General features: G+C 70.6%; 11 protein-coding genes. 7 read left to right on the top strand and 4 right to left on the bottom strand.

Features of this window, described 5'->3' with window-relative positions; all coding sequences use genetic code 11:
* Positions 1 to 10: 10 nt before the first annotated feature.
* Complete coding sequence (locus ACOBQB_RS18795; protein ID WP_423593174.1) at positions 11 to 661, bottom strand: methylated-DNA--[protein]-cysteine S-methyltransferase; 651 nt, start codon at positions 659 to 661, stop codon at positions 11 to 13.
* Between the two features lie 60 nt (positions 662 to 721).
* Positions 722 to 1,618, bottom strand: a complete 897-nt coding sequence (locus ACOBQB_RS18790; protein WP_423593173.1) for a glycerophosphodiester phosphodiesterase — start codon at positions 1,616 to 1,618, stop codon at positions 722 to 724.
* Positions 1,619 to 1,892: 274 nt separating this feature from the next.
* Here ACOBQB_RS18790 and ACOBQB_RS18785 point away from each other — a divergent pair, with 274 nt between their 5' ends.
* From ACOBQB_RS18785 to ACOBQB_RS18755, 7 genes are all read left to right on the top strand, one after another.
* The gene (locus tag ACOBQB_RS18785) at positions 1,893 to 2,795 is read left to right on the top strand and encodes an MHYT domain-containing protein (protein WP_423593172.1); all 903 of its coding nucleotides are present in this window, start codon (positions 1,893 to 1,895) and stop codon (positions 2,793 to 2,795) included.
* A 62-nt stretch (positions 2,796 to 2,857) separates the two neighbouring features.
* Positions 2,858 to 5,020, top strand: coding sequence for an excinuclease ABC subunit UvrB (uvrB, locus tag ACOBQB_RS18780; protein ID WP_423593170.1), 2,163 nt, complete (start codon positions 2,858 to 2,860; stop codon positions 5,018 to 5,020).
* 176 nt (positions 5,021 to 5,196) lie between these two features.
* On the top strand, positions 5,197 to 5,775 hold the full coding sequence (locus tag ACOBQB_RS18775; protein WP_423593168.1) for a TerD family protein: 579 nt from the start codon (positions 5,197 to 5,199) through the stop codon (positions 5,773 to 5,775).
* Between the two features lie 29 nt (positions 5,776 to 5,804).
* Entirely contained in the window at positions 5,805 to 7,541 is a 1,737-nt protein-coding gene (locus tag ACOBQB_RS18770) for a TerD family protein (protein ID WP_423593167.1), read from the top strand.
* Complete coding sequence (locus ACOBQB_RS18765) at positions 7,475 to 7,855, top strand: hypothetical protein (RefSeq protein ID WP_423593166.1); 381 nt, start codon at positions 7,475 to 7,477, stop codon at positions 7,853 to 7,855. The genes ACOBQB_RS18770 and ACOBQB_RS18765 overlap by 67 nt, the downstream gene beginning before the upstream one ends.
* Before the next feature lie 275 nt (positions 7,856 to 8,130).
* A complete protein-coding gene (locus tag ACOBQB_RS18760; RefSeq protein ID WP_423593164.1) occupies positions 8,131 to 9,135 on the top strand; it encodes a TerC family protein in 1,005 nt (334 codons plus the stop codon).
* A 79-nt stretch (positions 9,136 to 9,214) separates the two neighbouring features.
* Positions 9,215 to 10,315, top strand: coding sequence for a calcium:proton antiporter (locus ACOBQB_RS18755; RefSeq protein ID WP_423593163.1), 1,101 nt, complete (start codon positions 9,215 to 9,217; stop codon positions 10,313 to 10,315).
* A gap of 32 nt (positions 10,316 to 10,347) precedes the next feature.
* Here the strand turns inward: ACOBQB_RS18755 and ACOBQB_RS18750 are convergent, their stop codons facing one another.
* Together ACOBQB_RS18750 and ACOBQB_RS18745 are read right to left on the bottom strand one after the other, a co-directional pair.
* Positions 10,348 to 11,634, bottom strand: a complete 1,287-nt coding sequence (locus tag ACOBQB_RS18750) for an MFS transporter (RefSeq protein ID WP_423593161.1) — start codon at positions 11,632 to 11,634, stop codon at positions 10,348 to 10,350.
* A gap of 60 nt (positions 11,635 to 11,694) precedes the next feature.
* Positions 11,695 to 12,744: a S66 family peptidase gene (locus tag ACOBQB_RS18745; RefSeq protein WP_423593159.1), complete on the bottom strand. Its 1,050-nt coding sequence runs from the start codon at positions 12,742 to 12,744 to the stop codon at positions 11,695 to 11,697.

Here is a 12,744-nt window from a genome sequence, read left to right as displayed (position 1 = left end):
CCGGATCACGTCAGAACAACGGCTGGGGGAGCACCCCCTCCAGTGCGAGCAGTTGCCGTTTGGTCTCCAGACCACCGCCGAAGCCGCCGATGCCTCCGTCGCTCTCCACCACGCGGTGGCACGGCACCACCACCGGCAGGGGATTGGCGCCCATCGCGATGCCGACGGCCTGGGCGGCACCCGGCTGCCCGACGCGGCGGGCCAGGTCGCCGTAGCCCACCACCGTGCCGAACGGCACCCCGGAGGCGAGCTCGCGCAGCACCCGGCGGTTGAAGCCGGAGATCAGCGACCAGTCCAGCGGCAGCTCGAAATCGCGCCGCTCGCCCGCGAAGTAGGCCGCGAGCTGCCGTATCGGCTCGGCGAGCAGCGGTGACTCCGGTGCCCGCACCGGCTCGGCCCCCAGACGGGAGCCGAGCCGGTCCACGGCCTTGTCGCGCACGTCGTCCGTGGCGTGGAAGGCCACGGTGACGAGACCGGCGCCGGACGCGGCGAGGAGCAGAAGGCCGATGTCGCTGCCGACGACGTCCCACACGACCTGACGCGACTCCGGTCCCCGGCGCCGGCCCGGGTTTCCGCCCGCGCCCTGGTCCCCGCCCACGTCCTGGCCCCGGCCCGCGTCAGCACTCGGCCCCCGGCCCCGCTCCTGCGCATTGGCGTTCATGCCGACCACCGTACGACCGGCCACTGACAACGCGGTGCGTCAGCCGCCCAACGCGGTGCGTCAGTCGTCGCGCAGCGCCTCGCGTACGACGTCGGGCGTGTTGGTGATGATCCCGTCCACACCGAAGCCCGCGGCGCGCCGCGCGTTCGCGGCGTCGTTGACCGTCCACGTGTAGATCTCCAGGGGCTTGCCGTGCGGCCCCTGGAACGCGTGGATCGCGGCGACGTAGCCGGTCGAGATGGAGGTGTGCGTCGAGTTGATCTGGTCGGCGAACCTCGCGTACGCGGGCAGATCGGCGATCGCGGGTGTGCCGAGGAAGCCCGTCTTCACGTCCGGCCGCAGCTTGTGCACGGTCTTCACACTGTCGGCGCTGAAGCTCTGGATGACCAGCTTGCTCTTGACGTGGTGCTTGTCGAGCCAGCCCGTCTCGCGGAGCACCCGCAGGCCCTGCTTCTCGATGCCCGGGTAGAGCTCGGGCTTCTTGAACTCGAAGACGAGCTTCTGGTGGTTGCGCGAGACCCGGCGCATGTACTGCGCGAGGGTCGGCACGCGCTCACCCGCGTACTTCGGGCTGAACCAGCTGCCCGCGTCGAGCTTCGCGATCTCGGCCGCCGTGAAGTCGCGCACCTTCCAGGGGGCGCGGCCGGGGAAGACCTCCTCCACGTTCGTCGTCCGCTTCAGGTTGTCGTCGTGCATGATCACCAGCTCGCCGTCCTTGGTGCGCTGGACGTCGTTCTCGACCCAGCGGAACCCCATGGCGCGGGCCTTGTCGATGGCCGCCAGGGTGTTCTCCGGGGCGTAGGCGGAGGCGCCGCGGTGGGCGACCACCAGCGGTCTGTCGTGGTCGCCGGTGGTCGGCGCCACCGGCGTCCGCGCGGCGGCGGTGGCGGTGGGGAGGACGAGTGCACCGGCTCCCATGAGGGCGGCGGTGGCGGCAGCGGCAGCGCGTGCGTACACGGGTACTCCTCGCGTCGTTGAGATCGCGGACCGGTCGAGAGTGACAGTCCACGGCCAACGACAAACAGGTGCAGGATGGCCACAGGTTGAACGAAGTCACCACGGTCGAGGACCCCGCGCGCGGGTAACGCGGTTCTTTGCCGGAAAATCGTTTGGACGTCCCGGGTGAGCTTTACTCTCTGCCTCAACCAACGGTCTTTCAGATGGCCGACGGTAGGGGGTGTTTGGGGCGTTCCGGGACATTTGAGCACAACAGGCGGAAGGGCTACCGCGCATGCAGGGCACGGTCGACGGGTTCAGCTACGGAGTCGTCACACCGGTGGTGGCCTACGTCATGGCCTGCCTCGGAGGAGCGCTCGGGCTGCGCTGCACGACCAGATCGCTGCTCGTCTCCCACTCCTGGCGGCCCGGCTGGCTCGCGCTCGGCTCGGCCGCGATCGGCTCCGGCATCTGGACCATGCACTTCGTGGCGATGATGGGCTTCACCGTCAAGGAGGCGCCGATCCACTACGACAAGGCGCTGACCTTCGCGAGTCTCGCCGTCGCCATTGTCATGGTCGGCATCGGCATCTTCATCGTCGGCTACCGCGGCGCGACCGGCACCGCCCTGTTCACCGGCGGGACGATCACGGGCCTCGGTGTGGCCTCGATGCACTACCTGGGAATGGCCGGTATGCGTCTTCGCGGGACGCTGGAGTACAACACGCTCACCGTCGCAGCGTCCGTGGTGATCGCCATGGTGGCCGCCACCGCCGCGCTCTGGGCGGCCGGGCAGGTCAGAGGTTTCCTGTGGAGCCTCGGCGCGAGCCTCGTCATGGGGCTGGCCGTCAGCGGCATGCACTACACCGGGATGGCGGCCCTCAGCGTCCATCTGCACGGTCCGGACACGGCGCCGCCCGGTGACTCGCCCGCCGAGATCCTCGCGCCGATGATGATCGGCCCGCTCGCCTTCCTGCTCCTCGCGGGCGTCATCGTGATGTTCGACCCGCTCATGGTGATGGGCGGGCGGCAGCCCGACACCAGGAGCACCGGCCGGCAGCCGGGCCCCCGCAGCGGCACGCACCCCGGACGCCCCCGCCCGCCCTATGCCGTCCCCCGCCCGGGCGACCGGCACGCCCCCGCGCCCCGCCGCGGATCCGGCCGTCGGCCCCGCTCGCGCACCCCGCAGAGCTGGTGAGGGAGCGCCGCTGAGCCCTTGATCCCGCCCGGTTGTCAGTGCGGGGTCGTACGGTGGATTCCATGCGGCCCGTATCCAAGATCGAACGCACGGTGGCACCTTTCGAGGTCGTCAGTCCGTACCAGCCCAGCGGCGACCAGCCGGCGGCCATCGCCGACCTGGAGCGGCGCATCCGCGCAGGTGAGAAGGATGTCGTCCTGCTCGGCGCGACCGGCACCGGCAAGTCGGCCACCACCGCGTGGATGATCGAGAAGCTTCAGCGCCCCACCCTCGTGATGGCGCCGAACAAGACCCTGGCCGCCCAGCTGGCGAACGAGTTCCGCGAACTCCTCCCGGACAACGCCGTCGAGTACTTCGTCTCGTACTACGACTACTACCAGCCCGAGGCGTATGTCCCGCAGTCGGACACCTACATCGAGAAGGACTCCTCGATCAACGAAGAGGTGGAGCGCCTGCGCCACTCCGCGACGAACTCGCTGCTGACCCGCCGCGACGTCGTCGTGGTCGCCTCCGTCTCCTGCATCTACGGCCTCGGCACCCCCCAGGAGTACGTGGACCGGATGGTCCCGCTCAAGGTCGGCGACGAGATCGACCGCGACCAGCTGCTGCGCCGCTTCGTGGACATCCAGTACACGCGCAACGACCTGGCGTTCACCCGCGGCACCTTCCGCGTCCGCGGCGACACCATCGAGATCTTCCCGGTCTACGAGGAGCTGGCCGTCCGCATCGAGATGTTCGGTGACGAGATCGAGGCGCTCTCCACGCTCCACCCGCTCACCGGCGAGGTCATCAGCGACGACGACCACCTGTACGTCTTCCCCGCCTCGCACTACGTGGCGGGACCCGAGCGCCTGGAGAAGGCGGTCAACGGCATCGAGAAGGAGCTCACCGAGCGCCTCGCCGAGCTGGAGAAGCAGGGCAAGATGCTGGAGGCCCAGCGTCTGCGCATGCGCACCACGTACGACCTGGAGATGCTCCGCCAGATCGGCTCCTGCTCCGGCGTCGAGAACTACTCGATGCACTTCGACGACCGCGCGCCCGGCACCGCCCCCAACACCCTCCTGGACTACTTCCCCGAGGACTTCCTCCTCGTCCTGGACGAGTCGCACGTCACGGTCCCGCAGATCGGCGCGATGTACGAGGGTGACGCCTCCCGCAAGCGCACTCTCGTCGACCACGGCTTCCGGCTGCCCTCCGCCCTGGACAACCGCCCCCTGAAGTGGGAGGAGTTCCTCGGCCGCATCGGACAGACGGTCTACCTCTCCGCCACCCCGGGGAAGTACGAGCTCTCGCGCGGCGACGGCTTCGTCGAGCAGATCATCCGCCCCACCGGCCTCGTCGACCCCGAGGTCGTCGTCAAGCCCACCGAGGGCCAGATCGACGACCTGGTGCACGAGATCCGCACGCGCACCGAGAAGGACGAGCGCGTCCTGGTCACCACCCTCACCAAGAAGATGGCCGAGGACCTCACCGACTACTTCCTTGAGCTCGGCATCCAGGTCCGCTACCTGCACAGCGACGTCGACACCCTGCGCCGCGTCGAGCTCCTGCGCGAACTGCGCTCCGGGGAGTACGACGTCCTGGTCGGCATCAACCTCCTCCGGGAGGGCCTCGACCTGCCCGAGGTTTCCCTGGTGGCCATCCTGGACGCCGACAAGGAGGGCTTCCTGCGGTCGGGCACCTCCCTGATCCAGACCATCGGCCGCGCCGCGCGCAATGTCTCCGGCCAGGTCCACATGTACGCCGACAAGATCACCCCGGCGATGGAGAAGGCCATCGACGAGACCAACCGCCGCCGGGAGAAGCAGATCGCGTACAACAAGGAGAGGGGCATCGACCCGCAGCCGCTGCGCAAGAAGATCAACGACATCGTGTCGGCGATCGCGCGCGAAGAGGTCGACACCGAGCAGCTCCTCGGCTCCGAGTACCGCAAGCCGAAGGCCGGCAAGGGTGCCAAGGCGCCGGTGCCCGCGCTCGGCGGCGACGCGGCCAAGGCGGGCGGCGGAGCGGCCACTTCCGCAAAGGCCAAGGCCAAGGGCAAGAAGGGCCAGACGGTTCCCACCGACCGCCCCGCGGCCGAACTGGCCGAGCAGATCGAGGAGATGACGGCGCGCATGCGCGCGGCCGCCGCTGACCTCCAGTTCGAGATCGCCGCGCGGCTGCGCGACGAGGTGTCGGAGATGAAGAAGGAACTGCGGCAGATGAAGGAGGCGGGGCAGGCCTAGGAGCACGCCCGGGGCCTGGAAGCACGCCCTGGAGAGGGGGGAATCGGCGTACTGGCCGGTCTGTTGCAAGACCGCCACAAAGTGCGGTCACCCGTGCGGCCGCACGGATGACGCTGCATAGGGTGCTGGGCAACCGCAAGAGGCGGTCGCCCAGGCAGTTCGAGAGGGGACAGCGCGTGACGGTCAACATGACCAAGGGTCAGGCCATCAGCCTGCAGAAGAACGACGGGGGCGCCCTGACCGCGGTGCGCATGGGACTCGGATGGCAGGCGGCCCCGCGCCGCGGCCTGTTCGGCACCCGGACCCGAGAGGTCGACCTGGACGCCTCGGCGGTCCTGTTCGCGGACAAGCAGCCCGTGGACGTCGTCTTCTTCCGCCACCTGGTCAGCGACGACGGCTCCGTGCGGCACACCGGCGACAACCTCGTCGGCGGTGTCGGCCAGGGCGGCGACGACGAGGCGATCCTCGTCGACCTCCAGCGGGTCCCCGTCCACATCGACCAGATCGTCTTCACGGTGAACTCCTTCACCGGCCAGACCTTCCAGGAGGTGCGAGACGCGTTCTGCCGCCTGGTCGACGAGACCAACGGCCAGGAGCTGGCCCGCTACACCCTGGACGGCGGCGGCCAGTACACCGCCCAGATCATGGCGAAGGTCCACCGCGCGGGCGCGGGCTGGCAGATGACGGCCATCGGCAACCCCGCCAACGGCCGAACCTTCCAGGACCTGATGCCGTCGATCCTGCCGCACCTGTAAACACCGTCCGTACGAGGGGGAACAACGCGATGACGGCCGAGCTGGTGCGAGGGCAGAACCATCCGCTGCCCGGGACCCGCCTGGAGATCCGGGTCTCGGCCGGCGAGCCGATCGTGGCGGGGGCCACCCTCGGCGACGACCAGGGCAGGGTCCCCGGAGCGGAGTGGGTGGCCCACCCCGGCGCGCCCATCCTGCCGGGCCTGGAGGTGTCCAAGCAGGCGGCGGCCGACCACCGTCTCGCCGTCGACCTCGGCGCCCTGCCGGAGACCGTCCACCGGGTCAGCGTCCTGCTCGCGTTGCCCGCCGGCGCCGGGAGCCCCGTCAGCTTCCGCGCTCTCGCGGCGCCTTTCGTCGCGGTCACCGGACTCGACGGCACCGAGGTGGCCAGCTACACCATCACCGACCTCGACGCCGAGTCCGCGGTCGTCGCCCTGGAGCTCTACCGCCGCCAGGGCGCCTGGAAGGTCCGCGCCGTCGGCCAGGGGTACGCGGGCGGCCTCGCCGAGATGCTCACCGACCAGGGCCTGCCCCAGGCCCGCGAGCTCGCGGGCGCCATCGATGACGCGGTGGCCCAGGGCCTGGCCCGTTCCGTGGCCGCGCCGGCGCCCCGCCCCGCCGACGACGCCCGCCTGCGCACCACCACCCAGGACCACGCGGGCCCGGGGCAGGACCGCCCCGCTCCTGCCCCGCAGCGGCCGAGCGGCGAGAGCCCCGTGACGCCCGCCGAGACACCGGTCGGCGGCGGCCCCGTCGACTACATCCACCCCGCACCCGTGACGCCCGCCGAGACACCGGCCGGCGGCGGCCCCGTCGACTACATCCACCCCGCACCCGTGACGCCCACCGAGACACCGGCCGGCGGCGGCCCCGTCGACTACATCCACCCCGCACGACAGACCACCGCGCCACCGCCGCCGCCTCCCGCCGCGCCCCCGGTCGAGCCGGGCCTGTCCGCGCAGCCCGTGGCGGGCGACGCCACCGGCTGGTCCATGGAGGAGCGGCTCTACAACCAGGTGTGGGGCATGTTCGAAGACCTGGCCCGCACCACGGCCGCGTACCGCAGCGCCGTCGACTTCGCCGACTCCCGCATGGAGCAGGAGCTCGACAAGGTCCTCGACGACCCGCGCAGCCGCATCGGCGGCGCGGGCGACGCCGCCCGCGAGAGCGCCCGGACCAAGCACGCCGACCTCGTCGGCCAGGCCAGGGCGGCCCTCGACCGCGACCTCGCCCAGCTCACCGCCGAGGCCGACGTCGTCGAACCCGCGCTCCCCCGGCGTACGCGTCGTGGAGCAACCCCGTCTGGCACGCCTACCGCGCGCCCATGGAGATCCCGATGGCGCTGCGCCTCGGCGACCTCCACCTCCCCGAGCGCCCCGAGCTGCGCGTCCCGATGCTCGTCAGGCTGCCGCTGGAGCGCGGCCTGTGGATCGACAGCGGCAAAGCCCTCACCAACCACCGCACCGACTCCACCGCACTGCGCCGCCTCGCCATGGACACCGCGGTCACCCACGCCGCGCGGCTGCTCGCCGTCTATCCCGCGGGCGAGTTCCAGGTGCACGTCATCGACCCCGCGGGCTCCGCGACGGCCGCCCTCGCCCCGCTCGTGTCGGCCGGTGTCCTCGCCGGGCCCCCGGCAGCCGGGGCGGCCGGGGTCTCCGCCGTCCTCGCCCGGCTCACCCAGCGCGTGGACCTCGTCCAGATGGCGATCCGCGGCGGCGCCGCCGACGCGCTGCCCCCGGACCTGGACACCGCCGAGCAGCTCCTGATCGTCAACGACTTCCCGCACGGCTTCGACGACCGCGCCGTGACCCGGCTGCGCTACCTCGCCGACGAAGGCCCGGCCGTCGGCGTGCACCTCATGATGGTCGCCGACCGCGAGGACGCCGCCGAGTACGGGCCGCTGCTCGACCCTCTCTGGCGAGCGCTGCTGCGTCTGACGCCGGTGCCCGACGACCACCTCGCCGACCCGTGGGTCGGGCACGCGTGGACGTACGACCCACCGGTCCTCCCGGCGGGCAGCCAGATCCTGAGGCAGGTACTCGAACGGGTCGCCGCGGCCCGGCACACCGGCGGCCGGTGACGGCGGAGCGGGGCGGGAAGCAAGACGGTAAAGCGACTTCGGCCACCCCCTGAGCTGCGCTTTTGGTTTTTGTTTGCCATCGCCTTTACCAATCCTTGGTGTTTCGCGTACTCTTCTACCAGCGGAGGGGAGTACTCCCGGCTGCGACGTTCCCGTCAATACGGACCGCCATCGGTCCCGGGGCGTCGGCCCGATTCTCGGCGTGAGCGCCTCGGGTGGAAGAGACCTCCGGCAGCGACGACGCTGATCAGTAGCCGTACGAAGCCGGAGGCGCAGTGGACGTTTCAATGACCCTGTGGGTAACGACCGTTCTAGGTCTGTGTGCCCTGATCGCGGTCGACTTCCTCATCGGGCGCAAGCCCCATGACGTGTCGATCAAGGAAGCGGGAATATGGACGATCGTCTGGATCGTCCTCGCGGCGCTCTTCGGCGTCGGCCTGCTGGTCGCGGGTGAGAGCCAGGCGTCCGGCGAGTTCTTCGCGGGCTTCATCACCGAGAAGTCGCTCTCCGTCGACAACCTCTTCGTCTTCATCCTGATCATGGCGAAGTTCTCGGTGCCCTCCCACCTCCAGCAGCGCGTACTGCTGTTCGGCGTACTGATAGCACTGGTCCTGCGCGCGATCTTCATCGCCGCCGGCGCCGCGGTCATCGCCAACTTCTCCTGGGTCTTCTACATCTTCGGCGCGTTCCTCATCTACACGGCCTGGAAGCTCATCCAGGAAGCGCGTGCCGACGAGGAGGAAGAGGACTGGGAGGAGAACCGCCTCCTGAAGTCCGTCGAGAAGAAGTTCGGTGTCTCCGACCGGTACGAGGGCACGAAGCTCTTCATCCGGAAGAACGGCAAGAAGATCATGACGCCCCTCATGGTCGTCATGCTCGCCATCGGCACCACCGACGTGCTCTTCGCGATGGACTCCATCCCGGCCATCTTCGGCCTCACCCAGGACCCGTACATCGTCTTCACCGCCAACGCCTTCGCCCTCATGGGGCTGCGCCAGCTGTACTTCCTCATCGGCGGTCTGCTCAGGAAGCTGGTCCACCTCAGCTACGGCCTGTCGGTGATCCTCGGCTTCATCGGCGTGAAGCTCGTCCTCCACGCCCTCCACGAGAACGGGGTGCACGTCCCCGAGATCTCCATCCCGGTCTCGCTCTCCGTCATCTGCGGCGTCCTGGTGATCACCACGATCACCAGCCTCATCGCCTCCAAGAAGCAGGAGAAGGAGGCGGCGGCAGAGGCCGCCGCCGCGGGGGAGACCGAGAAGGACAGCGTCGAGGCCTGACGGTCTCACCCGGTGCCGCCCCCTCGCCGGGGGGCGGCACCGAGTCGCGACACCCGAGCGCCCGGGGCAGCATCGAGTCATGGTCACTCGGCTCCGGGCGCTCGGCACGCAGTGGACGGCCGTGGTCCCGCTCCTCGCGGTCGTCCTCCTCGCCCTCACCTGGGGACGCGACCTGCCCGGTGTGGTCGTCGCCGTGGTGACGCTGGTCCTCGCGGGAGCGGTGCTCGCCGCCGTCCACCACGCCGAGGTGATCGCACACCGTGTCGGCGAACCCTTCGGCTCACTCGTCCTCGCCATCGCCGTCACGATCATCGAAGTGGCGCTGATCGTGACCCTCATGGCCGACGGCGGCGACAAGAGTTCGACGCTGGCGCGCGACACCGTCTTCGCCGCCGTGATGATCACCTGCAATGGCATCGTGGGGCTCTGCCTCCTGGTCGGCGCGCTGCGCCACCGCGTCGCCCTCTTCAACCCCGAGGGCACCGGCGCGGCCCTCGCCACCGTCGCGACCCTGGCCACGCTCTGCCTGGTCCTGCCGACCTTCACCACCACCAAGCCGGGCCCGGAGTTCTCTCCCAGCCAGCTCACCTTCGCCGCCGTCGCCTCGCTCGTCCTGTACGGCCTGTTCGTCACCACGCAGACCGTGCGTCACCGCGACTACTTCCTGCCCCTGACCAAGCAGGGCGAGGTCATCGACGGCGACAGTCACGCCGAGGGCCCCTCCTCCCGGCAGGCGCTGACCAGCCTGGGACTGCTCGCGCTCGCCCTGATCGGCGTGGTCGGCCTAGCCAAGGGCGTGTCACCGACGATCGAGTCGGGCGTGGAGAGCGCCGGCATGCCGCACGCCGTCGTCGGCGTGATCATCGCGCTGCTCGTGCTGCTCCCGGAGACCATCGCGGCCGTGCGCGCCACCCGCCGCGACCGCGTCCAGACCAGCCTGAACCTCGCCCTCGGCTCGGCGATGGCCAGCATCGGCCTGACCATCCCCGCCGTCGCCCTCGCCTCCCTGTGGCTGTCCGGGCCGCTCGTGCTCGGCCTGGGCGCGACCCATATGGTGCTGCTCGCCCTCACCGTGATCGTCGGCACGCTCACGGTCGTACCGGGGCGCGCCACACCGCTCCAGGGCGGCGTCCACCTGGTGCTGTTCGCGGCCTACCTGGAGCTGGCGGTCACGCCGTAGGCACCGGCGGTCACGCCGTGGGCGAGCAGGGCTCACCCCGTGGCCGGCACCGCCTCGCGCACCGGCCGTGTCTCGGGGAGCAGCGCGAAACAGCCGAGGCTCAGCACGGCGATACCCGTCAGATACGCGGCCACGCCCCACGGCGTCCCGTCCCCCTGGGCCACCGTCGTCGCCACGATCGGCGTGAGCGCCCCGCCGAGCACCCCGCCGAGGTTGTAACCGACCGCGGCCCCCGTACAGCGCACACGCGGTTCGTACAGCTCGGGCAGGTACGCGGCGATCACCGCGAACATGGTGATGAACGCGATCATCGCCACCAGGAAGCCGAGGAACATCAGCAGCGGCTGCCCGGTCGCGAGCAGCGCGATCATCGGGAACATCCACAGCGCGGACACGGCGCACCCGAGCAGACACAGCGGCCGCCGCCCGTACCGGTCGCCGAGCACGGCCACCACCGGAGTCAGGGCGCCCTTCACCACCACCGCCGCCATGATGCAGGCCAGCATCACTGTGCGGCTGACGCCGAGCCGCTCCACTCCGTAGGAGAGCGACCAGGTCGTCACCGCGTAGAAGACGGCATAGCCGACCGCGAGCGCGCCCGCCGTCAGGAGCACCAGCCGCCAGTGGTCGCGGACCACTTCGACGAGCGGCACGCGCGCGTGCTCACGCACCCGCAGGAAGTCGGGGCTCTCCGCGAGTGAGGTGCGCAGTGCGAGCCCGACCGCCGCGAGCACCCCCGCCGCCCAGAACGGCACCCGCCATCCCCAGGCGGCGAACTGCGCGTCGGAAAGGGTCGCCGAGAGCATCAGCATGATGCCGTTGGCCAGCAGGAAACCGACCGGCGGACCGATCTGCGGAAAGCTCGCCCACAGTCCGCGCCGCTCGGCCGGCGCGTGCTCCGCGGTCAGCAGCACGGCGCCACCCCACTCGCCACCGAGACCGAGCCCTTGCAGAAACCGCAGCACAAGGAGGAGCACGGGAGCGGCGATCCCGATCGATGCGTACGTCGGTACGCAGCCGACGGCGACCGTGGCGAGGCCGGTGAGGAGCAGCGACCCGACGAGTACGGGCCGCCGCCCGCGCCGGTCCCCGATGTGCCCGAAGAGGACCGACCCCAACGGCCGTGCCACGAAGCCCACGCCGAAGGTCGCGAAGGCGGCGAGCGTGCCCGCCAGCGGGGAGAACGTCGGAAAGAACAGCGGTCCGAGGACCAGCGCCGCGGCCGTCCCGTAGATGAAGAAGTCGTAGAACTCGATGGCGGTCCCGGCGAGCGAGGCCGCCGCGAGCCGCGGCAAGGAGGGGGGTTCAGTGGTGCGCATGCCGCCTGACTACCCAGAGTGACGAATGATTACGGGGGCGCACGGTGGTGATCGGGTCGCTCAGTACGTCACCGTGATGCGCCGCCCCGGTCCGTCGACCCGCACGGTCCCGCCATAGGGGATCACCACTTGGGGGTCGGTGTGGCCGAGGTCCACGTCGAAGACGGCCATGGTGTCCGGGGCGTACGTGCCGAGCGCCCGCAGCACGGCTTCCCGCTGCTCATGGACGTGCGTGGCCTTCGCATCCGCGTCGTTGGGGCGGGTGAACGACCACGCCTTGGCGCGGCCCATCAGGAGGGCCGGGAAGCGGTGCAGCAGCCCGCGTTCGCCCATGGCGCGCAGGATGCGGAACACCGCGTCGGCGCTCAGCAACTCCTCCGAGGTCTCCAAGAACAGCACGCACCCGTCATACGCCGACAGGTCCCGCGCGATCTCACGGTCCGTCATCAGCAGCCAGGAGAGGATCTCCAGCTCGCCGCCCCAGGAGCGGCCCTCCACGACCCGCTCCGGCCGGTGCCAGTGCCAGCCGCCGCCCGGCTCGGTCGGTGGCTCTGCGGCGAGGCTCGCGGGATCCTCCCAGGGCAGGTCGACATCGCGGAAGCGGTCGGCGGGGGACAGCTCATGGGCCCCGGACCTGAAGAGGGCGGCGCGCAGCGAACGCTCCGTCAGCGGCGCCATCGCGCCCGGCCGGCCCAGCTCGCACATCACGGACGCGCCGTGGTAGCCGACGATGCCGCACTGCCAGAGGTAGGCGAGCAGGTTGGTGTTGTCGCTGTAGCCGAAGAACGGCTTCGGGTGCGACCGGATCAACTCCCGGTCCAGATGCGGCAGTACGGTGATCTGGTCGTCGCCGCCGATGCTCGCGATGACGGCCTTGACCGTCGGATCGGTGAACGCCGCGTGGATGTCGTCGGCCCGCTCCCGCGGCGTCGCGCCCATCTTGCGCGTCGTCGGATACTCCACCGGTTCGAGCCCGAACTCCTCGCGGAGCCGTTCGAGGCCGAGTTCGTAGGGGAGCGGGAAGATCTCCGGGAGGCCGCTGGAGGGCGAGATCACGGCGACGCGGTCACCGGGGGAGGGCTTGGGCGGGTACACGGGTTCGGCGAACAT

This window comes from Streptomyces sp. G5(2025), from assembly GCF_049542075.1.
Taxonomy (GTDB): domain Bacteria; phylum Actinomycetota; class Actinomycetes; order Streptomycetales; family Streptomycetaceae; genus Streptomyces.
This window is presented reverse-complemented; position numbering and strand designations above follow the sequence as displayed.

What these genes read in the sequence shown, in the direction of transcription:
- ACOBQB_RS18795 (WP_423593174.1), bottom strand. Translation starts at nt 661, where the DNA reads ATGAACGCCAATGCGCAGGAGCGGGGCCGGGGGCCGAGTGCTGACGCG.
- ACOBQB_RS18785 (WP_423593172.1), top strand. Translation starts at nt 1,893, where the DNA reads ATGCAGGGCACGGTCGACGGGTTCAGCTACGGAGTCGTCACACCGGTG.
- uvrB (WP_423593170.1), top strand. Translation starts at nt 2,858, where the DNA reads ATGCGGCCCGTATCCAAGATCGAACGCACGGTGGCACCTTTCGAGGTC.
- ACOBQB_RS18770 (WP_423593167.1), top strand. Translation starts at nt 5,805, where the DNA reads ATGACGGCCGAGCTGGTGCGAGGGCAGAACCATCCGCTGCCCGGGACC.
- ACOBQB_RS18765 (WP_423593166.1), top strand. Translation starts at nt 7,475, where the DNA reads ATGGCGATCCGCGGCGGCGCCGCCGACGCGCTGCCCCCGGACCTGGAC.
- ACOBQB_RS18755 (WP_423593163.1), top strand. Translation starts at nt 9,215, where the DNA reads ATGGTCACTCGGCTCCGGGCGCTCGGCACGCAGTGGACGGCCGTGGTC.
- ACOBQB_RS18750 (WP_423593161.1), bottom strand. Translation starts at nt 11,634, where the DNA reads ATGCGCACCACTGAACCCCCCTCCTTGCCGCGGCTCGCGGCGGCCTCG.
- ACOBQB_RS18745 (WP_423593159.1), bottom strand. Translation starts at nt 12,744, where the DNA reads ATGTTCGCCGAACCCGTGTACCCGCCCAAGCCCTCCCCCGGTGACCGC.